Annotated in this window: 25 protein-coding genes and 2 pseudogenes; 7 read left to right on the top strand and 20 right to left on the bottom strand. The window is 63.8% G+C overall.

The window, feature by feature from the left end; translation table 11 throughout:
• Window positions 1-4: 4 nt before the first annotated feature.
• The 10 genes from Mschef_RS05365 to Mschef_RS05320 all read right to left on the bottom strand — a co-directional run bounded on the left by Mschef_RS05365 (window position 5) and on the right by Mschef_RS05320 (window position 11014).
• Window positions 5-742: a nucleotidyltransferase family protein gene (locus Mschef_RS05365; RefSeq protein WP_168708968.1), complete on the bottom strand. Its 738-nt coding sequence runs from the start codon at window positions 740-742 to the stop codon at window positions 5-7.
• Complete coding sequence (locus Mschef_RS05360) at window positions 732-1334, bottom strand: D-sedoheptulose-7-phosphate isomerase (RefSeq protein ID WP_277921468.1); 603 nt, start codon at window positions 1332-1334, stop codon at window positions 732-734. Before Mschef_RS05360 ends, Mschef_RS05365 begins: the two co-directional genes overlap by 11 nt.
• A complete protein-coding gene (locus Mschef_RS05355) occupies window positions 1319-2347 on the bottom strand; it encodes a GHMP family kinase ATP-binding protein (RefSeq protein ID WP_081126861.1) in 1029 nt (342 codons plus the stop codon). Before Mschef_RS05355 ends, Mschef_RS05360 begins: the two co-directional genes overlap by 16 nt.
• Window positions 2344-5784 (bottom strand): glycosyltransferase, encoded by a 3441-nt coding sequence (locus tag Mschef_RS05350; protein ID WP_242426470.1) that lies wholly within the window; start codon window positions 5782-5784, stop codon window positions 2344-2346. Before Mschef_RS05350 ends, Mschef_RS05355 begins: the two co-directional genes overlap by 4 nt.
• A complete protein-coding gene (locus Mschef_RS05345; RefSeq protein WP_081126716.1) occupies window positions 5781-6941 on the bottom strand; it encodes a trans-sulfuration enzyme family protein in 1161 nt (386 codons plus the stop codon). The genes Mschef_RS05350 and Mschef_RS05345 overlap by 4 nt, the downstream gene beginning before the upstream one ends.
• A 5-nt stretch (window positions 6942-6946) precedes the next feature.
• Complete coding sequence (locus Mschef_RS18395; RefSeq protein WP_081126715.1) at window positions 6947-7126, bottom strand: type II toxin-antitoxin system HicA family toxin; 180 nt, start codon at window positions 7124-7126, stop codon at window positions 6947-6949.
• A complete protein-coding gene (locus Mschef_RS05335) occupies window positions 7123-7314 on the bottom strand; it encodes a type II toxin-antitoxin system HicB family antitoxin (RefSeq protein WP_081126714.1) in 192 nt (63 codons plus the stop codon). The genes Mschef_RS18395 and Mschef_RS05335 overlap by 4 nt, the downstream gene beginning before the upstream one ends.
• A gap of 455 nt (window positions 7315-7769) precedes the next feature.
• Window positions 7770-9881 carry a glycosyltransferase gene (locus tag Mschef_RS05330; RefSeq protein WP_081126713.1) on the bottom strand — a complete coding sequence of 704 codons (2112 nt, stop codon included), beginning with the start codon at window positions 9879-9881 and terminating at the stop codon, window positions 7770-7772.
• A gap of 135 nt (window positions 9882-10016) precedes the next feature.
• Window positions 10017-10514, bottom strand: coding sequence for a sulfotransferase domain-containing protein (locus Mschef_RS05325; RefSeq protein WP_339325993.1), 498 nt, complete (start codon window positions 10512-10514; stop codon window positions 10017-10019).
• 50 nt (window positions 10515-10564) lie between these two features.
• Complete coding sequence (locus Mschef_RS05320) at window positions 10565-11014, bottom strand: hypothetical protein (RefSeq protein ID WP_197686697.1); 450 nt, start codon at window positions 11012-11014, stop codon at window positions 10565-10567.
• On the opposite strand from Mschef_RS05320, the gene Mschef_RS05315 reads away from it, so the two are divergent.
• A complete protein-coding gene (locus tag Mschef_RS05315) occupies window positions 11004-12251 on the top strand; it encodes an ISL3 family transposase (protein ID WP_081125836.1) in 1248 nt (415 codons plus the stop codon). The two genes, Mschef_RS05320 and Mschef_RS05315, sit on opposite strands and share 11 nt — an antisense overlap.
• Here the strand turns inward: Mschef_RS05315 and Mschef_RS17960 are convergent.
• On the bottom strand, window positions 12175-12516 hold the full coding sequence (locus Mschef_RS17960; RefSeq protein ID WP_081126864.1) for a hypothetical protein: 342 nt from the start codon (window positions 12514-12516) through the stop codon (window positions 12175-12177). The genes Mschef_RS05315 and Mschef_RS17960 overlap by 77 nt on opposite strands.
• A gap of 582 nt (window positions 12517-13098) precedes the next feature.
• Entirely contained in the window at window positions 13099-14406 is a 1308-nt protein-coding gene (locus Mschef_RS05305) for a hypothetical protein (RefSeq protein ID WP_081126711.1), read from the bottom strand.
• 507 nt (window positions 14407-14913) lie between these two features.
• On the opposite strand from Mschef_RS05305, the gene Mschef_RS05300 reads away from it, so the two are divergent.
• Window positions 14914-16497, top strand: a complete 1584-nt coding sequence (locus tag Mschef_RS05300; protein ID WP_168708967.1) for a tetratricopeptide repeat-containing sulfotransferase family protein — start codon at window positions 14914-14916, stop codon at window positions 16495-16497.
• 208 nt (window positions 16498-16705) lie between these two features.
• Here the strand turns inward: Mschef_RS05300 and Mschef_RS05295 are convergent, their stop codons facing one another.
• The 8 genes from Mschef_RS05295 to Mschef_RS17615 form a co-directional block, all read right to left on the bottom strand.
• On the bottom strand, window positions 16706-17107 hold the full coding sequence (locus tag Mschef_RS05295) for a type II toxin-antitoxin system HicB family antitoxin (protein WP_081126863.1): 402 nt from the start codon (window positions 17105-17107) through the stop codon (window positions 16706-16708).
• Window positions 17104-17229, bottom strand: a complete 126-nt coding sequence (locus Mschef_RS18390) for a type II toxin-antitoxin system HicA family toxin (RefSeq protein WP_425480125.1) — start codon at window positions 17227-17229, stop codon at window positions 17104-17106. The genes Mschef_RS05295 and Mschef_RS18390 overlap by 4 nt, the downstream gene beginning before the upstream one ends.
• Window positions 17230-17537: 308 nt before the next feature.
• Window positions 17538-18935: a group II intron reverse transcriptase/maturase gene (gene ltrA / locus Mschef_RS05285; RefSeq protein ID WP_081126478.1), complete on the bottom strand. Its 1398-nt coding sequence runs from the start codon at window positions 18933-18935 to the stop codon at window positions 17538-17540.
• A gap of 479 nt (window positions 18936-19414) precedes the next feature.
• The gene (locus tag Mschef_RS05280) at window positions 19415-20989 is read right to left on the bottom strand and encodes a hypothetical protein (protein WP_136256278.1); all 1575 of its coding nucleotides are present in this window, start codon (window positions 20987-20989) and stop codon (window positions 19415-19417) included.
• Between the two features lie 261 nt (window positions 20990-21250).
• Window positions 21251-21889, bottom strand: a complete 639-nt coding sequence (locus Mschef_RS05275) for a hypothetical protein (protein ID WP_139789391.1) — start codon at window positions 21887-21889, stop codon at window positions 21251-21253.
• The gene (locus Mschef_RS17110) at window positions 21886-22449 is read right to left on the bottom strand and encodes a hypothetical protein (RefSeq protein ID WP_139789390.1); all 564 of its coding nucleotides are present in this window, start codon (window positions 22447-22449) and stop codon (window positions 21886-21888) included. Before Mschef_RS17110 ends, Mschef_RS05275 begins: the two co-directional genes overlap by 4 nt.
• Before the next feature lie 17 nt (window positions 22450-22466).
• Window positions 22467-22610, bottom strand: coding sequence for a hypothetical protein (locus Mschef_RS17620; protein WP_176212412.1), 144 nt, complete (start codon window positions 22608-22610; stop codon window positions 22467-22469).
• A complete protein-coding gene (locus Mschef_RS17615; protein ID WP_176212401.1) occupies window positions 22607-22783 on the bottom strand; it encodes a hypothetical protein in 177 nt (58 codons plus the stop codon). Before Mschef_RS17615 ends, Mschef_RS17620 begins: the two co-directional genes overlap by 4 nt.
• 648 nt (window positions 22784-23431) lie before the next feature.
• Between Mschef_RS17615 and Mschef_RS18520 the strand changes: the two are divergent.
• The 5 genes and pseudogenes from Mschef_RS18520 to Mschef_RS05265 all read left to right on the top strand — a co-directional run.
• Window positions 23432-23740: pseudogene (locus Mschef_RS18520) on the top strand (GspE/PulE/PilB domain-containing protein); the annotation flags it as partial.
• Window positions 23704-24027, top strand: a pseudogene (locus tag Mschef_RS18515) (ATPase, T2SS/T4P/T4SS family); the annotation flags it as partial. The pseudogenes Mschef_RS18520 and Mschef_RS18515, both read left to right, overlap by 37 nt.
• A 109-nt stretch (window positions 24028-24136) precedes the next feature.
• Window positions 24137-24850, top strand: coding sequence for a GspE/PulE family protein (locus Mschef_RS17915; protein WP_242426468.1), 714 nt, complete (start codon window positions 24137-24139; stop codon window positions 24848-24850).
• Window positions 24778-24990 (top strand): ATPase, T2SS/T4P/T4SS family, encoded by a 213-nt coding sequence (locus Mschef_RS17910; RefSeq protein WP_484502495.1) that lies wholly within the window; start codon window positions 24778-24780, stop codon window positions 24988-24990. The genes Mschef_RS17915 and Mschef_RS17910 overlap by 73 nt, the downstream gene beginning before the upstream one ends.
• Before the next feature lie 140 nt (window positions 24991-25130).
• Window positions 25131-25809, top strand: a 679-nt coding sequence (locus Mschef_RS05265; protein ID WP_176212411.1) for a type II secretion system F family protein, incomplete at its 3' end; no start/stop codon positions are given.

The raw sequence follows: 25809 nt of genomic DNA, 5'->3' as shown, positions 1-25809 counted from the left end.
TGGCTCAGAGAGTTGATTGCACAAAGTGGAAGCTGCCCGCGGGACTGGCTTGTGAAGCAAAGTGCCAGGCCTGCGCGCGTTGAAAATCCTCGGGTACACCGATATCGATGAACGCAGCGCTCGCGGTGTAGGCGCTTAGTGTGCCTTGCGCGGCGGCGGCACGCAGCACGGTATCCTCGAACGAGAACGCGTGCGTCACGGCCCGCAGCGGCAGGCTATGCGGCAGCCAGTAGACCCCCGCATTGATCCAGCCAGCACCAGAGCCGCCTTTCTCGCTGAATCCGGTGACTCGCTCATTGGCTATATGTACGGCGCCGTAGCGACTGACATCGGGCACCTGGGCAAGGACCATGCCCAACGCGGCGTGCTGCGCGCGCATCGCCGCCGCAAAGCGTGCGTAATCGAGTTCGAGATAGGTGTCGCCATTGAGCACGAATGCGTCCTCGCCCTCGATCCGCTGCAACGCCTGGGCGATGGCACCGCCGGTGCCCAGCGGTGACGATTCGACTGCGTAGTCGATGCGCATGCCCTGCCAGAGCTCACCGATGGCCGCATGCACCATCTCGGCCTTGTAGCCGGTGGCCAGAACGACGCGGCGCATACCTTGCCGCGCCAGCAGATCCAGCAGCCAGACCAGGAACGGCCGCCCCTGCACGGGCGCCAGCGGCTTGGGCACATCGCTGACCACGCCTTGCAGGCGTGTGCCGCAGCCGCCGGCAAGAATGATGGCCTCATCGGCCATGCGTCGATCCGAACATCTCATGCTCGATCAGACCACACAGCAAGTGTCCGAGGAATTCGTGGCCTTCCTGGATGCGCGGCGTTTCGCCCGAGGGCACTTTGAAGCACAACTCGCACTGCTCGGCCATCGCGCCACCCGATTGGCCGGTAAAGCCTATGGTCTTGACGCCGCGCGCACGCGCAGCGTCGATGGCGCGCAAGATGTTTTTCGAGTTGCCAGAGGTCGAGATCGCGAAGAACACGTCGCCGGTATGGGCTAGTGCCTCGATCTGGCGCGCGAACACGTAGTCGTAGCCGTAATCGTTGCCGATGGCGGTAAGGATGCTGGTGTCGGTGGTCAGCGCGATCGCCGACAAGCCGGGGCGATCGAAGTAAAACCGGCTGACCAGTTCACCGGCCCAGTGCTGCGCGTCGGCGGCGCTGCCGCCGTTGCCGGCAAACAGCAGCTTGCAGCCAGCGCGCAGCGCGGCCACGGCAACACCCACCGCATCGGCCACTTGCGCGCGCAGCGCGGTGTCCTGCGCCATGTGTTGCAGCACGCCCAGCGACTTGTCGAACTCGGCGCCAATACGCGCACTCAGGGAACTCGCCACGACATCGCTCCGCGTTGGGTGAAGTGGAAATCGAGCAGGCTGCCGCCTTGCTCCAGCAGTGCGCGGTTGAGCGTGAGCCGGTCCTCTGCGCCACACAGGAACATCATGAATCCGCCACCGCCCGCGCCGGAGATTTTCGCCGCGCGCGCGCCATTGGCAAAGGCCACGCGCTCGATGTTTTCGATCAGCAGGTTGCTGATGCTGCTGGCGGTTTGCTTCTTCGCCTCCCAGCCGGCACGCAAGGTCGCTTCCAGTCGCCTCAAATCGCCCATGAGCACACATTCCTTCATGGCCACAGCTTCGTCCTTGAGCCGGTGCATGGCCTCGATCGACGCTTGATTCTGCTCGCTGACGTTGCGCGACTGTTGATCGATGATGTCCGCCGAGGCGCGCGACACGCCGGTGAAATACAGCACCAGCGATGCTTCGAGCTCAGCCCACACCCAGTCCTTGACGCGCAGCGGGTTCACGATCACGCGGTCGTCGGCATAGAACTCCATGAAGTTGAAGCCGCCAAAGGTTGCCGCATACTGGTCCTGCTTGCCGCCCGCCAAGCCCAGGTCATTGCGCTCGATCTGATACGCCAGCCGCGCGACTTCGTACTCACCCAACGGCAAACCGAAGTATTCGACGAACGCCTGCAGCAAGGCCACCACCATGGTCGAGGACGACCCCAGGCCCGAGCCCGGTGGTGCATCGGAATACGTGGTCACGCGCAGCGATGGCTGCTTGCCGTCGAGAAAGTCGCGGCAGACGCGCGCATACACACCACGCGCCAGTTGCAATGGGCCACTGAGTGAATGTTCGTCGCCGCAGATATGCTCGGCGTGGTGCCGGACATCCAGCGCCTCGAAGCACGTGCTCTGCCCATCGCCCGGTCGCACGATGGCGTAGGCATAGCGGTCGATGGTGACGTTCATCACCTGACCGCCGAACTGGTCGCAATACGGCGAGACATCGCTGCCACCGCCGGCAAGACCCAGGCGCAGCGGAGCGCGCGCACGCGCGATCATGCTGCCGCCCCGGGTAACATGGCATGGCGCAAGTCCAGTTCGCGCGCAAAGGCCTGCCATTGAGCGTCCGACGTGTAATGCGCATGCACGAATGCTTGCCCGGCCAGCGCGCGGCGACGCCATTCGGCATCGTCACCGATCAATCCAAGTATGTGCTGCGTGAAATCGTCGGCCGCATCGCAGACAGCCAGCGCATCGCACCCGTCCAATCCCTGCGCGCCTGCCGATGTGGTGACGCACGGCACTCCATGACGCATGGCTTCGATGACCTTGCCCTTGATGCCGCCGCCGAAACGCAACGGCGCGACCGCTACGCGAGCATGTGCATAGCGTTGCGCCAACTCCGCGTCGGTGACAAACCCGGTTACCTCGACGCGTTCGTCTTGCAGGGCGCGCACATCGGCGGATGGATTCGAGCCGACCAGACTTAGGCGCAATCCGGGCATGTGCTGATGCAAGCGCGGCAATACCTCGCGCACGAGCCACAGCGCCGCATCCACATTCGGCGGGTGCGCGAATCCGGCGACGAAAATCAACCCCTCGCGCTCGTGCAGATTGCGCGTGGGGTCATCATGCAACTCTTCGAAGGCATAGGCAGGCACGGTGTGCGCGCGCACCTGCGGCGCATGCAGCGCCAGCCAGGCGCGCACCTGCGTGGTTTCAGAATCTGATGGGTAATACACCGCATCCACACTGCGCCAGACCTCGTGCTCGAGTTCCGCGATCATTTGGCGCTCCTTGCGCACGGCAGCATCGTCAGGCATCACGCGCAATTGATCGTCCAGACGCAGATGATGCACGTCATGCCCGTAGTACAGCAGCGGCGCAGCCGAATACTTGCGCGCAATCTCGATGAACTGCACCGCGATATGTGGCCGACTCAACAAAATGTAGTCCAGCGCGACACCATGCTCGCGCATCCAAGCATCGAAAGCACCAGCATATTCGACGCCGTACATAACCTCAACACCAAGCTGCAGTAATGGCGGCACATACACCGGATCGAAGTGCAGATTCTCTGGCCAGAACTTGACCCGATAGCCGCGCTCCAGGAAGCGCTGGATGAACTGCATCATTGTGCGCGAGCCGGCATCGCGATCCGGCTGTGGTGCGTAGTGGTCTATGATCAATATGATGCGCGCGTATTTATCACGTCCACGCGCGCGAAACACGTTTTCGGCGTTTGGATAATGATCGGCTTGCAGAGTCGACTGCCAGCGCTGGCGAAAGATTGCCTGATTGCGCACCTGGTAGGACTTGATGCCGCTGCCGGTGTCGGTGCCATGCGAGACGCCCTCGTAATGCACCACCACCGACGCGGGCTGGTAATAAACCTTGAGTCCTGCGGCGCGCACCTTGAACGCGAGATCCGAGTCCTCGCAGTAGGCCGGTGCGTAGATTTCATCGAAGCGACCCAGTTGCTCGAACAGCGCCTTGCGGATCAGCAGCGATGCGCCCGAGCAATAGTCGGATTCACGCAGGTAGTTGTAGATGCTGCGCTCGGGATCATCGAGGCGACCGTAGTTCCAGGCGCTGGCGTCCTGCCACATGATCCCGCCGGCTTCCTGCAAGCGTCCATCCGGATAGACCAGTTTCGATCCCGCCAGGCCGCAATCGGGATAGCGCCGGAACACGTCCAGCAGCGCATCCAGCCAGCCTTCGGTAACTTCGGTGTCGTTGTTGAGAAAGTACACGTACTCGCCGCGCGCGAGCCCCGCCGCGCGATTGCAGGAGCGCACGAAGCCCAGGTTCTCGGGATTCTTTTCGTAGCGCAAGCCGCTGACCTTGGCCAATTGATCGATATCCGTATCGCCCGAGGCATCCTCAACGACGATCACCTCGAACGGTACGCTCGGCGGATGCGCCATGATCGAGTGCAGGCAGCGCGCGGTGACATCCAGCATGCCGTACGCCGGCACGATGATGCTGACCAGCGGCGCATGGTAAGCAGGCAGGGCCAAATCGCTGATTCGAGCGCGCGGCAAGTAGTTTACAAGCGCCGGAGAGGACTCGATGCGCGCAGTCAGATCGCGTGCTGCTGGCGCATCGCGCGTCCCCGGATCAATGCTGGATTCACGAGCGGTCGCGGCGATGCGCGCCTGTTCGCGGCGGCGCTTTATTTCATTGCGCACCACTGGCCATTCGCCGCGCAGAATGCGCGCGATGACGCGCAAGGGGCGCGTGATGCGCCATGACCGGGAATCACGTATCTCCTCAAATAGACGCCGTGCTGACGCCGCCTCGCCCGCCATGCGCTCGGATTGTTCGCGTTGGTGCACAAGAGTCTGCTGCAGGGTGAGGATCAGCGTATCCCGGTCGCCAATGCGAAGTCGTGCACGATCCTCGGCCTCGCTGAAGCGGGTGCGCTCGACTTGCAACTCGCGATCCAATGATTGCGCCCACGACGCGACGCGCTCGTGTTCACGCTGCAACTCACCGAATTGCGCACGAGTCGACTCCTGTTCGTTCTCAAGCCGTTGTGCCCAACGCACGGCTTCATCAATGCGAAGTCGTGCACGATCCTCGGCCTCGCTGAAGCGGGTGCGCTCGACTTGCAAGTACTCGGCTTCCGCATAGGCAAGCGACTCGCGCGCGATATGCATGAGTGCCGCATCCGCGGCATCTGCCAGTTGTTTGAGATCCAGTCCAGGAGCGCTCAGCACCAGAGGCAACCGGTCGCTGCGAAAGGGCGTCAGCTCGGAAGCACGATCGGGCTCGGTACGCGCCGAGTGCAGAAAAGCATCAATGCGTTCCATGGCTTGCTCGTTCCAATCCATGTTCAGGGCGAATGTCGAATCAAGCCGCTTCATCTCGGTTCGCCAATCTTGCAGCAAGTGTGAGTAACGCAATTCCGCGTGCCGGTTGCGCGCGCTGCCGCGTATGGCTTCGACGGTATAACGGCACCACAAGGCCTCGCCCAATGCAGCGGGAATCGCATTGCGCTCGTGCAGCGAACGCGCTGTCTCCGCTGGTTCACGCAGCACGATCAGCGCGCAAGGCTCGATGCCAAGACTGCACAACACGCGCTCCCATAACGGCACGAACAGACATAAACGCGGATCCTTAACAGCCCACAATGGCGCATCGGAAAACTCGGACTGAATCAATTGCAGGATTTGTTGCTGGGCATGCTTCGCCGCCGCGCAGTGCAGCCAGCCCGCTGGCAGGGGCCGAAAGTCATCCCAACTGCGCCCCAGTTTCCCCAACAATCGGTCATGGATCTCGACCGCATCGAGATGTTCCCAAAAGCCCGTTGGGTTGTCGGGCGCCGGCGGCATCAGGCGCGATCCCAGCTCGACGCCCAGCAAATTGAGCACACGCGTGATGGCGGAGGTGCCGCTGCGATGCATTCCCAGCACCATGATCGCGCGTCGCGTGCTGATTTTGTTTGATGTCGCGCCAACCGCCGTGGAGCGCGTGATTTTCCGCTTGCTCATGACAACGTTCGCGTCAGCTCTCCGCGCAGATCATCGACGCACTCCACACCCACCGACAACCTTACCAGCGCATCGCTGATGCCGAGCCGCTTGCGCTGCGCGGGCGGGATGGAGGCGTGGGTCATGATGGCGGGGTGCTCGATCAGGCTCTCCACGCCGCCCAGTGATTCGGCCAGCGCGAACAGGTGGCAGCGCTCTAGCATGCTGCGCGCTTTCTTCAGCCCGCCCTTGACCTCGATGCTGATGATGCCGCCGTAGCCCTGCATCTGGCGTTTGGCCAGCGCGTGCTGCGGATGGCTTTTCAGGCCGGGGTAGATCACGCGCTCGATGGTGGGATGTTTCTCCAGCCAGCGCGCCAGTTCCAGTGCATTGTCGCAATGCGCGCGCATGCGCAGGTGCAGGGTCTTGAGGCCGCGCAGGGCGAGAAAACTGTCGAACGGCCCGGCGATGGCGCCGACCGAGTTCTGCAGGAAGGCCATCGGCTCGGCCAGTTCCTGCGTGCCGGCCACGACGATGCCGCCGACCATGTCGGAATGGCCGTTGAGGTACTTGGTGGCCGAATGCAGCACCAGGTGCGCGCCGTATTCCAGCGGGCGCTGCAGCATGGGCGAGCAGAAGGTGTTGTCCACCACCAGGGTCAGCCCGTGCTTGCGCGCGAAGGCACCGACCCTGGCGAGGTCCACCAGCTTGAGCATGGGGTTGGTGGGCGTCTCCGCCCAGATCATGCGTGTGTTGGGCTTGAGCGCCGCCTTCAGCGCGGCGCCGTCGTTCAAGTCGATGAAGCTGAAATCCAGCCCCGCCGAGCGCCGCCGCACGCGCTCGAACAAACGATAAGTGCCGCCGTACAAATCGTCCATGGCGATGACGTGGCTGCCGGAATCCAGCAGCTCGAGCACGGTGCTGGCCGCGGCCAGACCCGAGGCAAAGGCGAAGCCGGCGACACCGCCTTCCAGATCGGCCACGCAGCGTTCATAGGCGAAACGCGTGGGGTTGTGCGTGCGCGAATACTCGTAGCCCTGGTGCTTGCCGGGGCTGCGCTGCACGTACGTGGAGGTGGCGTAGATCGGCGTCATGATCGCGCCGGTCGATGGATCGGGCGCCTGCCCCGCGTGGATGGCGCGGGTGCCGAGGCCGAGGGGTTGCTGGGGTTTGTTCATGGGTGTCAGCGCAATCCGAGGTATTTGAAGATGTGCTTGGCCAAGGCATCTTCAACGTCGCGATGCCTCGGAATGGGTTGCTTTTGTCCTGTGCGCGGATTCAGCCAGATGTCATGACGCCCACCGTGACGCACCAGAACGCAGCCTGCCACTGCAAGTTGACGCAGCAGCTCCTCTCGCTTCAAAGGGCGATGTCTCGCACCTGATAACCAGGCGGCACATCCTCCAATAAGAGTTCGCGATAGGCGTCGCGCAGATTGGCTTCGAGCTCCTCGATGTTTTCGCCCTGACACATGATTTCAGGGTGGTCGACCAGCTTGCCCAGCCAGTAGCGATCGCCTTGCCAGAACACCATCTTGAGCTGAGCGTTCATCGCCCTTCCTCCGGCCATGTCGAAGCTCCTGAATTCTACCGCCGAACAGGCAGCACCTTACGATCCAGGCAGCGTTCACCCGTCGATTCGAAACCGGGCGCCTGCCCCGCGTGGATGGCGCGGATGCCGAGGGCGAGGGCTTGCCGGGGTTTGTTCATGGGTCAATGCGATCAGGGGAATGAGGGATGGGTCTGGCCGGATCGTCAAGGCTGAGGCGATGCCGTGTCCGATGGCCCATTGTGCCGTGTTACCGGGTTCCCATCCCCGACACAACCACTCGGGAACGGGGATCCATAGGGGGAAATGGGTTCCCGCCTACGCGGGAACGACGAAACCGAGATGGGAACGGCCAAGCGATCGGGCCGGCAGGATCACGGGACGTTGTTCGATGCGCTCGATGCGGGCGCCTGAACTCGATCGCGAATCGCCATTGCAGCGTGAATGGCGCATCCGATTCACCGGGACGGACTCGCGGATTCGCGCAGCGCGTCGTCCAGGACTTCGCGCAGGACATCACGTGCGCGCGCCCTGGAAAAGTGCTGGCGCACATTGTCCATGCCACCGCGCGACAAGCGTTGCCACAAGGCTTGATCGGTGTACGCACGTTCGATGGCCGCGGCCATGGCTGCGGGCGTGTCGGCCAGCAGTACGTCCACGCCGTCCGTCAACGCCATGGCCTCGGCCGCGATGCGGGTGGCGACCACCGGCAGCCCCGCGGCCATGGCGGTGTTGATCTTGCCTTTCACGCCGGCGCCATAACGTAGCGGCGCGACGGACACGCGACAGCGCTCCAGCCACGGCCGCAGATCATCGACGCGGCCATGGAAGACGACCTGCACGTCGCGCAACACATCGCGTGCCTGCGCATCGACGTTGCCGATGACGTGCAGGCAGAGCCTTGGCAGGCACGGGCGCAGCAGCGGCAACACTTCGCGCGCGAACCACTGCACGGCGTCGCGGTTGGGTGGATGCTGGAAGCCGCCGATGAACAGCAGATCGGCGCGGTCGGAAAACGGCGTGATCGGCTCGTGCACCTGATGAATATTGCCCAGCAGGCGCAACCGCGCCTGCGGCAGCTCAGCCTGCACCAGCGCGAGTTCGACCTCGCTGACCAGCAGGGTGCAGTCGCTGGCGGCGATCAAGGCCAGCTCGTGCGCGCGCAGTGCGTCGGCGCGTCGGGTATCGGATCGGGCCAGTTCCGCCGCGCGCCGCTCGCGCAGGAAGTTCAGATCGACCGTATCGAAAATGACCTGCGCGCGCGGCGCGAGTCTGCGCACCTGCGCCAGCCAGACCGACGCGACCGCATAGCGGCTCAGCATGACCACCGCGAAATCGTCACCGTGGGCACCCAGCCAGGATCGCGGGTTGCCCGGTACAACGACCTGCACACCCACGGCACCGAGGCGCGCCGCCAGCGCCAGATCCATGCGCCGGTCGTCCGGCATCAGGCTCACGCGCCAGCCCAGTTGCCCCGCGCTGCGCAGCAGCTCGACCAGGCGCAGCGACCCGGAATCGCGGGCAGCATCCGGCAGCGTGCTTTCGATCACCAGCAGGTACGGCCTGTCCGTTGCGGCGCGCGCGCTGGCCTCGGCTTCACGCGTTCCCGGCTGGGCTTGCTTGAGCAATGCGGCTGCCCACTTGCCGGCGAATTGCGCCTTGTTCTTCACCTGATGGCGCTTGACGCCCTGCTCGGGATCGATGCCCGCGGTCACGCCCTCGCAGTGGATCACGGTGCTGGCGGGCTGCACCAGCACGCGACGCCGTGCGGCATGCACCGCGAAAGCGAGATCGGTGTCCTCGTAGTAGGCCGGCGCATAACGCGTGTCGAATCCACCGACCTCGCGAAACAGAGCGGCCGGGATCATCAGCGCCGCGCCGGACACGTAATCGCACTCGCGGCGGTAGAGATAGCGCGGCTGATCCGGGCGCTCGAAACGCCCGCAATTCCACGCGCCGCCATCGGCGAACACCAGCGCGCCGCATTCCTGCAGGCGGCCGTCTGGATACAGCAGGCGCGATCCGGCGATGCCGCAATCGGGCACGTCCTCGAAGCAGGCGCGCAGCGCGTCCAGCCAGCCGGGTGTGACCTGCGTGTCGTTATTGAGGAAGCACAGGAACGGTCCGCGCGCGGCTGCGGCGCCGGCATTGCACGCACCGACAAAGCCGAGATTGCGCGGCAAGCCGAGCAGGCGCAGGCCACGGATTTGCGCGAGCGTCGCCGCGCTCGCGTCGGGCGAGGCGTCGTCCACCACGATGACCTCGAACGCGGTCGTGTCGCCACAGGCCGCGATGGAGCGCAGACACGCCAGCGTGTGGGCCAGATGCCCGTGCACCGGGATGATTACCGAAACGTCCGGATTGCCGGCCTCGGGCACCGCGAACGGCGCGAATGTCCAGTCCAGCGCCAGCAGATGCGGTTGCGACGCAGCGGGCGCGCTGCCTTTCAATTCCATCAGGATGCGCCGCCAGGTGCCGCGCCAGCCACGACTGAGCACGCTGCCGCGCGTCCGTTGCAACAGCGCGCGCAGACGACGCACGCGCCAGCTCAGCGCGTCAGTCCAGGTCATGGGCCGGTATCAGTACCGCGGATCCCGCATCCATGGCGTGAATGGCAAGGTCCAGTTTCACGGCAATGGTCATACACCGGAATCCCGAAGGTATTGATCGACGCATTGTAGGAGCGTGGCAACGCTGGGATTGGATCAAGACTGTAGGTCAACATCCAGCGCACGCCGCAGCTTGCGCCGCTGCTGCCACGACCACCAGCGCAGCATGGCGTGGCCGAGTGCATGATGGCCGTAGCTGCCCTCGAAGTGGCGCAGTGTTTCCGGCATGCGTAGCGGCTCTGCAAGACCCAGGTGTGCATAGACCTCGCGCAGCGTCGCCGCGGCATCCCGTGCCAGATCGACACTGCGCAACAGCAGCACCTGCTCGCGCGGAAAGTGATGCAATAACCGCTGCAATTGCGCCGCGTATTCACCGCGCGCGCGATAACTGTGATTGCGCAGTGACGAGTTCCATCCCAAGTCCCCGCGCGCGCGGTGCAACCGCCCGCGCTCGGCCAGCAATGCGCGCAGCAAGGGCAATGATTCCGTGCCGCGCGCACGCTCCATGGCGTGCTGCGAGATCGCGCGCGCGGCCGGATCGCGCAGCAGGATGATCCAGCGCAGGGCCGGGTTGTAGCGCGCGGCGCGGCGGATGGCCGTCTCCAGAAACGGCTCGTCAGCGGAATCCGTGGGTGATTCCTGCGCTATCCGGCTGATGCCACCTCGCTCAAGAACCGGTACAGCTTTCTGCAGGTGCCGTCGAACGCATGTTGCTGGGCTTCGGTGATGCTGGGGTAGATCAGTGGGCCACCTTCGTCGTCAATGTAGTGGAGTAGCACGGCTGTTGGCGTCTTCATGCGCAGGCGCGGTTCGTCATGCAAGCGGCGCACGAGTTCGCCGCCGAGCATCCAGAGATGATCGCGGTGACGTGCCAAGGTCTTTCGACTGAGGTCGGTTGCCAGCAGATGCTGCAGGAATGGCGTGAGCGCTTCCAGCACGTTGCGACCGAAGTCGATGTCGCCATCGTCAAAGCACCAGCGGTGCGGCCACTCGGAGAGATCGGGGCAGAGCTCGGCCAACATTTGATCGTCGGGTTGGTATGAAATAGCGGGTTTGCCGCCACCTGCCAGATTCGACCTCCCCATGTTGATCACCCGCTTGCTGAATGCCTGTCACCACCATCCTGGTTTCGTGTATCAGGGTGCGCGCCTGCTCGAGGCCGAGAACACCATCGAGGTTGACGTGCGTCCTCGCCGCGGTTCGCGTCCGATCTGCTCGGGATGCGGAAAGCGCGGCAGCGGCTACGATACGCTGTCGGTGCGCCGCTTCGAGTTCATTCCGGTCTGGGGCTTCGCGGTGATTTTATTGTATGCCATGCGTCGAGTCGCCTGCCGTGGATGCGGCGTCAAGGTCGAACAGGTGCCCTGGGCGATTGGCAAGCACACGCTCTGCAAGGCGTACATGTTGTTCCTCGCGCAGTGGGCGCGCCGACTGTCCTGGCGAGAAACGGCGGTAGCGTTCCGCACCAGCTGGGAAAAGGTGTTTCACGCCGTGGCATGGGTGGTCGAGTGGGGGCTGGCGCATCGCGAGTGGGGGCCGCTGCGTGCCATCGGCGTCGACGAAATCCAGTACGGCCGCGGCCACGCGTATCTGACGCTGGTCTACCAGATCGATGCCGGCTTCACGCGGCTGCTTTGGGTCGGCAAGGAGCGCACCACGGCCAGCTTCCAGCGCTTCTTTGACCTGATCGGCAAAGATCTCGCGGCGCGGATCGCCTTCGTCTGCTCGGACATGTGGAAGCCCTACCTGAAGCTGATCGAGCAGAACTGCCCGAACGCACTGAACATTCTCGACCGTTTCCACGTCGTGGCGACGATCAACAAGGCGATCGACGAAGTGCGTGCCAACGAAGCCCGCCGGATGCACCAGGACGGCTATGAGCCTGTCCTGAAGAAGACCCGGTGGTGCGTGCTGAAGCGTCCGGGCAATCTGACGGGAAAACAGCGCGGCCGCCTGCGGGAACTGCTGAAGTACAACCTGAAGACGGTTCGCGCCTACCTGCTGAAGGAGGACTTCCAGAAGTTCTGGGAGTACGTGTCACCCACCTGGGCCGGCAGATTCCTCGATGAGTGGTGCACGCAGGTGATGCGCTCACAGATCGAGCCGATGAAGAAAGTCGCCGGCACGCTACGCCGACACCACGAGCTGCTGTTGAACTATTTCCGCGCCCGCAAGCAGTTCTCCAGCGGCGTCGTCGAGGGGCTCAACAACAAGTGCAAAGTCACCATGAGAAAAGCCTACGGATTTCGGACCTTCAGGGCGACAGAAATCGCGCTCTATCATGTGCTTGGCAAGCTACCTGAGCCGAAGCTCGCCCACAGGTTTTGCTGACGAGGCCCAGAAACAGGCTGATCGGCGTGGCATCGCCGTACACCAGCGAGTCCTGCCACGGCTCGGCAAAATGTGCGGCAAAGCGCGTATCGATGGCCTCTGGCAGCGCTGCGTCGTCGTAATCCGGCGCATCGAAGACATGTGCCTCCTTGCCCAGTGGCAGGCGCACCCGCGGATGCGCGCGCAGAAATTCGGCAAGCGCCGTGGTGCCGCATTTCTGCGCACCACCAATCATGAAGCTGATGCGTGGCGCGTGCGGGCTCATGTGATCGCGACCGCATGCGGACCGTCACGGACACCCGCGCAGAGTGTGGCAATGCGCGTGTATTCCAGTTGATGCATGGCCGTCGTGTTGATGCACGTCATAGCGCAATCGCGCCACACGGCAGAATCGGCGCGCGCAGACGACTGACAGTGCCGCGCGCACGCGTCGGGCTTTGCCAATGCCATGCCTACGCATGGCGTCGCTGATAGGCTCATGGCGAACGCAGCAAATGGGACGCGCGATTGTAGGCGAGGCAGCGCATGCGCGCTGGCGCCCGAGTGGACCCCACAGGCCGATTGCGCCCGTATCGCCGTGAAGGCGTCGAGCCGGGCCTTGGCCAGACTCGACGCCATGTTTACGCAATCCAGCAACTTGCCTGAGGCTACTCAGATCAGTTTGCAAGCATACCGTCGCGGCACAGCGCTGACACCCTTGTCGCGACAAGCAATTGCGCGCTGTTCATGTCAGCACCTTGGCATCGACGCGTCCTGCATCACTGCCAAAGTCCAGACCGCACCCTCATGATTCCAGCGCGCAGCTGGCAATAGCCCATTGCGCCGGAGATGTTTTGCAAACCGCTACTCAGAGGTAAGTGGGTGGAGACAGCCCGCAATAATCCGCCGTACCGCCAACCGCCGGCATACCAAAGTAGTACCAGTTATACCAATTGGTTGGATTAGTACCATAAGCGGTAGTTTCGAGCATGCCGTAATCGGCATTGCCCTGCGGATCAACGATCACCACGTTTTTCTGGATCAAATATCTGTAGCCCTGCAAACTCATGTTGGCCAGACTGCCGTTGGGCGTGGCGAACATGTTTCCGCTCGCAGCGCCGAAGCGCCAGGCGCACTGGTCACCGTTCTCGTAGCCATTGCCATCCCACCAGTCGTATCCGTAGAAGGCAAGGTTGCCTGTGCCCACCTCAGGATCGCTGGTGGCCTCCTCGGACTCGTGCGCGATCACGCTGACCATGCCATCGGCACCAGGGTTGTTGTTGGGGCTGTTCCACACGTAGTTGCTATACGACTGGAAGCTCTTCATGGCGATGCACGAGCCTGGCCAGGAGCCATAACTTTCCGCGGTCGCGCTGGCGCAGGCCTGGCCATCGCCCACAAAGGCGTACTTCACGTCCACGCCGTGCATGTTCAGGCCGTCGGTATGCCAGCCACAGTACTTGGTGCAAAAACCGCCCTGCGCGAGATTGCCGTTGCTCGATTCCATTACATCGGACGAGGTCAGCACGAAGTAGATGCCATTGTTGTCCAGCGGCAGTCGTCCCTCGGTGATCGCATCCTGCACGATGGTCTGGATATTGGCGTCACTGAGGTCCTGCCCCAGCGAATAATCATCAAAGGTTTGGCCCGCGAGCGTGATGGAAGGCATGATCGCTCTGTTATTGACCTTATAGGTGCCGAGAATCCGCTCGTAGGGCGACATGTTCAACGACTGCACGAACTGCGGGATGATGCTCAGCGCGCTGTTGCCTTGCCAATTGCCATACCAGATCAGATAGATATGGCGTTGGCTCTGCATCACCGGACCAAGCGGAAAATAATTGCCCGTGGTGTAGCAGTCGGAGCCCAGGCCACCGCACGCTGAAGATGCCCACGCATTTAAGCCATTGACGATCGGTGCATATGGATCGTTGAGTGGCGAAGTTTGCGCGTTGATGAGGCTGTTGCCGGCGACACGCCCGAATGTGTGGCCCTTGGTCAGAGAATAGCCCTTGGGCATGATGTCCAGAACATCTGGGCCGTTAGGGTGCGAAAAAATCTTGTGCCCGAATTGCTGGTTGGCTGCGGGCGGCAGCGCGGCTTGAACTTGCGGCACGGCCAGTATCCCGGCAAACGCTATTGCCAGCATGGCCCATACAGGTTTGTACATTCCCATGTGTGCTCCCCCTGAACAGTGAGATGGATGCAACAGGTCTCTAAAATGAGACGCAAAGCACTATATCTGCGCGTTGTTCACGTGGGTGGTGCGCAGCAGGTGCATTACGTATTTGTAATATCTGCGCAAATATACGCGGCACCTGCGTGCGTCCGGACGAGCACTTTTGCAATGACGCACTCCCTGGCCAGATCTTGCACCTCATGCTGTGCAAACATGGCTGCGGTAGGCATCGTGGCGCGCTCGAACAGCGGATCTCGACCTAACGCGCACGGTGCATTGCCCAATCTGCACGAGGCACGGCTGTAAGCAATGGCCGCAGTCCAACCTGACAAAGCGAAGCACATGCGCGCCCCGAAATGGGACGAGCTCTCAAGTGCTGGTCGCGACAAACGTGCTGCGATTTTTGCCGCGACAGTTTGTTTGCATGGAATCTCTAAGTGTCAGGCGGCAAGATGCCCCTTTTCGCACGCTGATCACCAACCATCTGTCGACAGAATACACTCCATGAACCAGCACCTGCCACGGCACCTGCAACGCGCCCAGCGTTATTTCGATGACGGCCAGCTCGTGGCCGCCTGCGCCACGCTCGAGGCGCATCTGCGGCGCACGCCCGATGACGCGGACAGCCTGTCCCTGCTGCTGCATGCGTGGCTGAAACGCGGGCGCATGCGACCCGCCGTGGAACTGGCGCAACGACTTGCTGCACTGCCAGCACGCGACGCGCAAGCTGCCTTGCGCACCGCGACCGATCTGATGCGCGTCGGCGATTTCTCGCGCGCGCGCGCGCTGCTGGATACCCCGCTCGTGCAAGACTCCCGCGATAGCGCCGTGCTGTTTCGCCACGCGCAACTGCGCGCGCGCGCAGGCGAATACCAACAGGTGCTGGCACTGACCGAGCTTGCCGCGCAACTGAGCGCCACCCCCGACACCAACCTATTGCTGCTGCGCGCGCGCGCGCGCGATTACTGCGGTGACGCCGATGGCGCCGGCGCCGATTACTCCGCCGCGCAACACCAGCGGCCCGATTCGGGCAGCGCGGCGCAGGGCCTGGCACGTGTGCATGCCAGCCAGCGTGATGCCGATGCGGCCACGGCGCACATCGCGCATCTGCACAGCGTGCTACCCAGTGTCACTGATGCCGACACCGAGGCCGCGCTGGCCTACGCACTGTTCGAGGAACTGCACACCTTGCAGCAATATCAGCAAGCCTGGCCAGCGCTGCAGCGCGGCGCGGCCGCGGCGCACCGGCAATGGCCGTACGACGCCGCGCGCGAGGCAACGCGCATCGACGCGCTGCTGCGCACCCAGCCGGGCACGGCCGCCACCGCCGTGCCACAGAGCGCGCCCGCGGGCACGGCCACGCCCATCTTCATCGTCGGTCTGCCGCGCAGTGGTACCAGCTTGCTGGAAACGCTGCTGGGACGGCATACGCAGGTGAGCGCCGCGGGCGAGCACGCGGATTTCGCCTACCAGTTGGGCCTGGCCACCGACTGCGACAGCGTCGAGCTGCTGCCGATGACCGCCATCGAGCGCAGCGCGGACATCGATTACCACGCGCTGGGCCAGGCTTACCTTGAGCACACGCGCTGGCGCGCGCGCGGGCGCAGCCACTACACCGACAAATTGCCATCAAACTGGATGCTCATCGCTCACATCGCACGCGCCCTGCCACAGGCACGCATCGTGCACGTGGCGCGCGCGCCCATGGATGCCGCTTTCGCCGTGTTGCGCCAGTTGCTGGGCGCAGCCTATCCGTGGAGTTTCGCGCAACAGGACATCGTTGCGCACTACGGCCACTACCGCGCGCTGATGTCCCACTGGCAACGCGTGTTGCCGGGGCGGTTGCTGCAGGTTGATTACGCCGAATTCGCCGATGCCGAGCGCCTGTTGCGCCGCGTGTGCGCGTTTTGCGCGTTGCCCTTCGAGGCGCAGTGTCTGGATGCGCGCCTCGACATCGGGGTGGTTGCCACACCCAGCAGTCTGCAAGTGCGCGATGCGATACGTCCGCGCGTGGGTGCATGGCAAGCCTACCGCGAGCACCTGGACGTTTTGCACGATGGCCTCGCGGGATGGCATGCGCCTGCATAGCCGGACGCCACGCATCCACCGAGCAGGATGTGCACGGTTGATGGCAACGACTTCACCTGCCATCGCCACTGCACTGACTGGCATTGCACGCCTCACCGGTGGCCGGGGGGCCGCCGCCCCACTCGCAAAAGAAACGGGCGGCCCGGCCACGCTCCGCTCATAAAAGAGGGCAACCGGATTTCAGCGTAGGTTCCGGTCTGCCAAACGGTCAAGCCGCACGTTCGTTGTCTGCCATCGCGCGCCGCGCGGCTTCGGCCAGGAACCCGCTGCGCGTGGCGCCATGCGTGCGTGCGTAAGCGTCGATGCGCTGCACCAGATTTTCCGGCAGCGACACGTTCAGGCGCACCGCGCGCGGATTCACCCGAGCCACGTCGATGTCAACCAGCAACCATTGACCGCCGGTGTACGCCTTGCCGCGCGGCAGCGCATCGGGCGCGGTCGGCGCCGGCACGTCCATCGCCTCACCCTCGAAATACACTTCCACAGCTTCCTGCACCGCGGCCGGCAAGTCGTCCAACGCATCGGCGGCTGCGAAGCAGCCAGGGAAATCCGGCAGGGTCGCGCCCCAGGCGCTGCGCTTGTCCTTGTGAATGTAGGCGGGGTAGATCATCGTTTCCTCCACTGCCAGCCGGCCTGTCGAAAAATATTGCGCGCGGTACCTTGCGGCAGATCGCGTTGCGGATGGGGTACGACCACGTACCCCGGCTTGTCCGGGTTGCTTGAACTTGTGATGCGAGCCGGCCACGAGGACTTCCAGCCAGCCTTCCTGTTTCAGTCTGCGGATGATGGTCTGACTGTCCATGGGCCATGATACACACCGTTACACACGCAGCGCAGCAGACGCGGGAGCCGCGATCCTGAGCAGCGCTGGCGACGACGATCAACAGCGGGCGGGTCAACGCAAGGCCAACCCGCACTGACATCCGGATACCCATAAAGGAAACGGGCGGCCCGGCCGCGCTCCACTCGCATCGGGTAGGGAGCCGGAATCCTCCGGTCCCCTCCCACACCACCGTACGTGCGGTTCCGCATACGGCGGTTCATGAGTGACGCTGAAGATACCGGCTGGTTTCGATCATTGAGACCAACTTCAGCCGGTCGAAGAAGGCTTTCGGAAACGCCTGATTCATGTGACTGGCACCACTGTTCCACCATGGGCCGTGCCCGTTGTGTCCCGAGTGCCAAGCCCGCGCCTCCGGCAGCCCTCGTTTGCGCAGCAGCGCGGTACGCCGCGGACGCGTCTTGGCTTGCCGCCATAGCAGGCAGCGCAGCCGACGCCGCAGCCATCCGTCGAGGTCCTTCCACACCGTCTTGCTCTCGCTGAGCTGGAAATAGCCGATCCATCCACGAAGCACCGGGTTCAGTGTCTCGATGGTGTGGGTCAGGCTACGTCCGCGCCCCTGACGCAGCAGTTCACGCACGCGGTCGGTCAGGCGGGCCACGCTGTGCGGCGCGACCTTGAGCCTGATATGACCACCGGCGTTCGTCAGGGTGTAGCCCAGAAACTTGCGTTTCCATGGCGTGGCGCATGCGCTCTTGGCTTCATTGACCTGCAACTTCAGGCGTTCGTCCAGGAACACCTTCATGGCGGCCATCACGCGCTGCCCTGCCGCTTCGCTTCGGACATAGATGTTGCAATCATCCGCATAACGACAGAACGCGTGTCCGCGCTTTCCCAGTTCGCAATCCCAATCCGTGAGCAGGATGTTGGACAGCAACGGCGACAACGGCCCGCCTTGCGGCGTGCCTTGGTCACGTGCTGTTTCCACCCCGTCACGCATCAAGCCCGCTTCCAGATAACGGCGGATCAGCTTGAGCACCCGCTCGTCGTCGACGTGCCGGGCGACCCGCGACATCAGGATGTCGTGGTTCACCCGGTCGAAGAACTTCTCCAAGTCCATATCCACCACCCACGCACGGCCCTCCTGCACATAGTGCTTGGCCGCACGCAGAGCTTGATGGGCACTGCGCCCCGGCCTGAAACCGTAGCTCGATGCGGAGAACGTCGGCTCGACGATCGGTTGAAGGACTTGCAGCAGCGCCTGCTGGATCAGCCGATCCAGCACCGTCGGGATGCCCAGTGTCCGCACCCCGCCCGAGGGCTTGGGAATGTCCACCGCGCGCACCTCCGACGGCAGGTAACTGCCGTCCAGCAAGGCTGCTCTCACGCAGGGCCAGTGTCTCTTCAGCCAGTCCTTGAACGATCCCACCGTCAGGCCATCGACCCCCGGTGCGCCACCGTTACGAACCACCTTCTGATACGCCGACCACACGTTGCTGCGTTCGATCACGGCCTCCATCAGCCGTGACACCTCCGCTTTCGTTTGCCCGGCTGCCGCCGTGATCGACTCGGCACCACACGGCCTACCCACGGGATACTGTCCCGCCTCTTGGCCCTTGGCCCCGGCTTCCCGGGCTTCTGCTTCGTCGTCGATCATCGAGGTTCAGTCGTCCTAATCGCGGTCTCTCATGTTCGGCCCTTCGGTCGTAACGCACCTACTACGCCCCGCAGGAAGTCCCCTTGGGGGATGGCCTCTGCTGACTTCTCGCTCCGCCTTCCAGCGTCGCCCTTTCAGGCATGAGGCGAGATCTCCCCGGGTATGACGCACCTGCCTTCCCGCTTATGCCTGTCGGATATACGCCACGTCGTCTGTGCAAGTACCGGGCTTTGACCCCTTTTGCTGCCTCACCCCAACGTGTCGCCTCGTATCCGCTTCCTGTTCGTCAGGCCAGCGCTTTGCCTCGGGCTTCCTTCAGACGACCAGTCACCCGATTCGCCCTTGCCTCTGGCTAACTCTTCCCCTTGCCGGGTGAGTAGAGGACTTTCACCTCCAAGCAGGTGCGCCCTGCCGGGCGCACAAAAGAAACGGGCGGCCCGAGGGCCGCCCGTGTAGTGCATCCAGCAGTGATCCGCGGATCAGCTGCCGCCGCCTTTGCCACGGCCACCGCCGCCGCTTCCCGCGCCGTTGTCGCCGTACTTGCTCCAAGCTGCCTGCTTGCCCTGCACGTCGTAGTCGGTGAGGTTGCTCACCGTGCCGGAGGCGTTGTTGCGGTTCAGACTGGTGACCACCAGGTTGGGGAAGTACGAAACGACCGTCAAACGCCACTTGCCCGTGCCGGTGCCCAGCGCGCCGGTGATGGGCACACCCGCCGGGCAATTGCTGCCATTGGTCAGACAGGACGACTCAAGCTGCACGCTCTGGCCCGCAGCCAGCGAGAAACTGACTGGGCCGACGCCCGGGTGACCGGCATCATCGACACCGGTGATGATCACCTGGCCTCCCGCCGGACCCGTATCGCTGACGCGCAGGAAGCTATCCTGAGTCGTGTTGCCAGCCGGGTTGAAGGTGTACACGCGCACCACCGGGGCGTTGTATTGCATGGGTTGCAGCGCGCAGGATGGTACGTTCACGCTGATCCCGTTACGGGTGAACACCGTCTGCGGAACCACCGGGGTAGCTTGCAACGGAATCGTGTTGTTGCTGGGAACCGCGAAGCAAATGTTGGTGTACAGTGAGCCGGTGGAGAACGAGCCGCCATTGATCGGGAACATCTGCGACGCGGTGTACTGGAACGTCAGCGTGCCATTGCCATTGCTGAAGGCGCCGACCACGGTGGACGGCGCAGGACCGCAGGATGAGTTGTCGCGCAGCATGGCGGTGGCGCCTGCCTGATTGAACGCCGTGTACGCGCCTTGCAGCGTGGTGGTGAACTGATCGGTGGGGTTGAACTGGAAATAGCCGAAACCGGGCGCGGCCCCGTAATTGATATAGCCGGCATTAAACTGGCCCGTATCAAGCATGCCGATGCCGCCGGTGCTTGAGAAGTAAGTGCGGCTGGCATGGGCAGCATCCTGGCCAACGTCGATGCGCTCGTTCTGGTTGCCGTTCGGGATGCACACCTGCACCACCGGGTTGCCCGAGATCAACAGTGACTGGGTGATGGTGTTGAGGATCGGGTTGGTGCTGACCGGGTCAAAGAACTGCACCGTGGCGCCCACGGTTTGACCTGATGTTTGCAACGCGGCCAAGTTACTGACGAAGGTGCCCGTGGTCGGATTGATCTCGGCATTGGCACCGGTGATGTCCACGATGTCACCCGGCACGATGCCCGGAACCGGACTGGTGCTGGGCGGGTTGAAGTTGATGATCGCGGTGTTGGTGCCCACATAACCGCCAACCACCGTCACCGTCCAACCCAAGGGCGCCAGCGCAGGGCCGGCGGTGGCGACAAAGTTGTTGAACAGCGCGCCATTGTTGAGGGTGACGCGGATGGCGAAGCCGGTGGTGCGGCCGACGATGTTGTCGCTGGACAGCACGTTGACGCTAAGCATGGGAAGGATGCCGACCTGGGTGCTGGCATTGGCGATATCAAAGTTCGCGATGCCTTCGGGCAACGGCGTACTTGAGGTGACGGTCGCTGCAACGGTGGCGCCAGAGAGCGCAAGCGCTGCCAGCATGAAAGCAACGAGTGTGGAACGTTTCAGCATCATGAAATTTCCCCTCCTACGGCCAAGCAGCTTGACTGGTGATGACAAGTCTAGAGCAACAATTGCAAGGTAGTCCATCTGCGCGCATACAAATGATTACGGCATGGGCATGCATGCGTCCGGCGCTTGCAATCGTTGCCGTTGCGTCGTGCGCGTACCACGCGCCATGCAAGCTTGTGAAAGAGGTGGTTGCAAGTCGTGATGCGCCAACAAAAACGGGCGGCCCGAAGGCCGCCGTGGATGCATCCAGCGTTGATCCGCAGATCAGTTGCCGTTGTCGCCGTAGTAGCTCCAGGTTGCCTGCTTGCCCTGCACGTCGTAGTTCGTCATGTTGGTCAGGGTGCCAGTGTTGTTGTTGCGGTTCAGGCTGGTGACCACCAGGTTGGGGAAGTACGAGGTGACGGTCAAACGCCACTTGCCCGTGCCGGTGCCCAGTGCGCCGGTGATGGGCACACCCGCCGGGCAGTTGGTACCGTTGGTCAGGCAGGACGACTCGATCTGCACGCTCTGGCCCGCAGCCAGCGAGAAGCTGACCGTGCCCGCGCCCGGGTGACCCGCGTCGTCGACGCCAGTGATGAACACCTGGCCGCCGCTCGGACCGGTATCGCTGACGCGCAGGAAGCTATCCTGGGTCGTGTTGCCCGCCGGATTGAAGGTGTACACATGCACCACAGGACCGTTGTACATCATCGGCGCCAGCGCGCAGGTGGTGCCCGGCACGGTCAGGCTGTTGCGGGTGAAGCTGGTGCTCACGCTCACCGCGGTCGCGGCGATCGGCGTGGTATTGCCACTCGGCACCTGGAAGCACACATAAGCTGTGCCGCCAGATGTGCTACCGCCAATGTCGCTCAGGTTGTAGGCGAACGTGGCCTGATTGGCGGCGGCGTTGAGCGTGCCAGTCACAGCAGCCGAACTGCACATCGGGCTCGTTGACAGGAACACACTGGCGCCGGCCTGAGCGAAGGCGCCAAAATTGCCGCTGGCCACGGTGCTGAACGCATCAGACGTCGTGTTGAAGGTGAAATAGCTGAAATTGGCCGCGGTCGAGGGACTGATGTCGACTGAGCCAGCTTCGAAGATGCCAGAATCCACCAGACCGATAGCGCCGGTCGTCGAGAAATACGTCTGACTGGCTTGTCCGTTGCCGAAGCGACGTCGATCTTCTCGTTCGGGAAGTTCTGCGTGTTGCTGCACGACGCGACCACCGGGTTGCCCGAGACCAGCAGTGGCTGGGTGATCGTGTTGAGGATCGAGTTGGTGCTGACCGGATCGTAGAACTGCACCGAGGCATTCACCGTCTGCCCCGAGGTCTGCAGCGCCGCGAGATTGCTGAGGATGTTGCCCGTGGTCGGACTGAGCTCGGCATTGGCACCGGTGATGTCCACGATGTCACCCGGCACGATGCCCGGAACCGGATTGGTGCTGGGCGGGTTGAAGTTGATGATCGCGGTGTTGGTGCCCACATAACCGCCAACCACCGTCACCGTCCAACCCAAGGGCGCCAGCGCAGGGCCGGCGTGGCGACAAAGTTGTTGAACAGCGCGCCATTGTTGAGGGTGACGCGGATGGCGAAACCGGTGGTGCGGCCGACGATGTTGTCGCTGGACAACACGTTGACACTCATGTGGTGGGCACAATGCCCACGTTCGTGGTGTTACTGGCGACATCAAAATAAGCCACGCCTTCGGGCAGGGCGGTCGCGGGAGTGAAGGTCACAGTGGCTGCCGTGGCCGCGGCTGACAGCGCCAGCCCGGCAACAATGGCCAGCGCGAGTGAGGACTTGCGGATGTTCGACATGTTGTTGGAACTCCTAGCTAGGTTTGGATGAACTTCGAGGCGTAGCCTGAAACCGAACGCTGCGACCAAACCGGTACCAGATTGGCTGCGGCGACCGGCGTCCATAATTCAGCGATGCATAAGGCTCCGACATGACAATTCAGACCCCCACCCATCTGGACCACATGCTACGGCATGGAACATAGCGGGCGTTGATAGCGCGGTCAATCCCTTCACTGCGCGCAAACGAGACCTGTGCAACGTTTCCGTGCACTGCTGTGCGCTGCGGAGCAGGCCGAATGCGTGCTGGAGCGGCAGGCTGTCGATCAAACCACGGGGCGGCGCGTCGGTCACGCCCGCACCGGCTGCGCAAGCGCGCCAGACGCAGCGGCCTTTCGACACGTGTCCGGGGCTATATAGTCCGTGGCTGTTCTGCCTGTGCCGTGACCATGCGCCGCGACCCCGCTTGCTCCCTAACCCGTCCGCGCTCGCTATGTGACTGTAGGCGCCGCGCATGCCTGCGCCACCGCGGCGTGGCGCTGATGCCGCAGCCATGACCCACGCAACTGCTCGGCGAGATGTTGCAGGAACGCGCCTGGTGAGCGCCGCCGATGTGCAGCACGCGCTGGAGCTGCAGGCGCGGCTGGGCGGAACCCTGGGCGCGTGCTGATGCGCGTGGGCGCGATCAGCGAGGACAGCCTGCTGGAGGTGCTGGCCGCGCAACTCGATCTGCCACTGCTGGGCCGCGACGCGCCCATGCCCGACGAGGCGTTGCTGCGCGATAGCGCGGCGCAATTGCAGGTGAGCGCGGACTGGATGCTCGATCAGCAGGTGTTGATCTGGCAGACCGAGGACAGCGGCTGGTGGTGCGCGGCCCGCGATCCACTGGCACCCAGCCTGGGCGAGCTGCTGCGCGCGGTGCTGGCGGGCGCGCGCTGCGCATGTGCCTGGTGCGCACGCAGGATCTGGAGCGCACGCTGGAGGCGCTGTCACGCATGCACGCATCGCTGCGCGTGGGCGCGAGCGGCGACGATGTGGCGCACCTGCGCGAACTGGCCGAGGAAGCGCCGGTGGTGGAGCTGGTCAACAACATGCTGGCGCAGGCGGTGGAACAGCGCGCCTCGGATTTGCATTTCGAGCCGGAGGAAAACCAGTTCACGGTGCGCTTTCGCATCGACGGCGTGCTGTATCCGCGGCTGAGCCTGCCGCGCGAGCGCTATAACGCGGTGTCGTCGCGGCTGAAGCTGATCTCGGGCATGGATATCGCCGAGCGGCGCCTGCCGCAGGATGGGCGCCTGAGCCTGCGCGTCAGCGGCCAGGACATGGGATACGCGCGTCAGCGCGCTGCCCGGCGTGCATGGCGAATCGATCGTGATGCGCCTGCTGCCCAAGCAACGCGCGGACCTGAGCCTGGAACGGCTGGGCATGCTGCCGGATCACCTGCAATTGATGCGCGAATGGACGCGCGAGGCGCACGGCATCATCCTGGTGACCGGACCGACCGGCTCGGGCAAATCGACCACGCTGTATTCGGCGCTGGCCGCGTCGAACGACGGCAAGAAGAAAATCATCACCGTCGAGGATCCGGTGGAGTTCCAGTTGCATGGCGTGACCCAGGTGCAGACGCACGCAGCCATCGGCTTGAGTTTTGCCAATGCGTTGCGCTCGATCCTGCGCCAGGACCCTGACGTGGTGATGATCGGCGAGATCCGCGATCTGGAAACCGCGGAGATCGCCATCCAGGCCGCGCTGACCGGGCATCTGGTGTTGTCCACGGTGCATACCAACGATTCGATCAGCGCGTTCACGCGCCTGATCGACATGGGCGTCGAGCCGTTTCTGGTGGCCACGCCGATCAAGGCGGTACAGGCGCAACGTCTGGTGCGGCGCTTGTGCCCGCACTGCGCGCGCGCGGCGCCGGCGCCGGCGGGGCTGGATGCGCATGTCGCCGAGCTGGCGCGCGTGGTGCTGGGCGATGTCGCGCCCAACTGGCACGAGGCGGCTGCGCGCAATGCATGCACACCGGCTATCGCGGGCGGCTGGGCATCTACGAGATGGTGCCGGTCTCCGCCACGCTGCGCGCCATGATCACCGACGGTGCGACCACCACCGACATGATCGCGCAGGCGCGCCGCGAGGGTTGGCGCATGCTGCGCGAGGACGGCTTGCTGAAAGCCTGGCAGGGCGCCACGAGTGTCGATGAAGTATTGCGCGTGACCAGCGCCTGAGGATGCGATGCCGAGTTTCCGTTACGAAGCGTTGAATACCGATGGCGTGGTGATGAATGGCATGCTCAACGCCGACGACGAACGCGCCGCCATGCGCGCGCTGGAGCGCAGCGGCCTGACCCCGCTGAAGGTCCGCGCACGTGGCCACGCGCGGCGCGCTGGCGACGTGGCGGCAGCGCAAGCCCAGCGTGCCGGAACTGAGCGTGCCGTTGTACGAGTTGTGCACCATGCTCAAGGCCGGCGTACCGCTGGTGGATGCGGTGGCGGCGCAAGGACAGTCCTCGCACCATCCGCAGGTCACCGCAGCGTTCGCCGGCATGGCGCAAGGCTTGCGCCGCGGCCAGAGCTTTGCCGACGTGCTGGGCAGCAGCGGGCTGGAGCTGCCGCTGTATATCCAGCAATTGGTGCGCGCCGGCGAGTTGACCGGACGCATGGGCGAGGCGCTGTCCGGTGGCGTGGCGCAGATGGAATACGAGCATCGCCTGCACAGCGAGATGCGCAATGCGCTGATCTATCCGACGATTCTGGTGCTGGCCGGCGTCGGCGCGGTGCTGGTGATGTTCGCGTTCGTGGTGCCCAAGTTCTCGATGCTGCTGCACAAGTCGTCGCAACTGCCGTGGCTGGGCTGGGCGGTGCTGGCCGGCGGTACCTGGGTGAATGCCAATGCGTTCTGGCTGACGCCGGCATTGATCGTCGGGCTGATCGCGCTAGTGGTGGCGCTGCGCGAGCGCAGCGTGCGCAACCGCCTGGTGGACCGCCTGAGCGGCTGGCCGGTGCTGGGACCGTGGCTGGTGCAGGCCGAAACCGGGCGCTGGGCGA

The sequence above is a fragment of the Metallibacterium scheffleri genome, assembly GCF_002077135.1.
GTDB lineage: Bacteria > Pseudomonadota > Gammaproteobacteria > Xanthomonadales > Rhodanobacteraceae > Metallibacterium > Metallibacterium scheffleri.
Note: the sequence above shows the minus strand (reverse complement) of the source record. Positions and strands in the feature narration are given on the sequence as shown.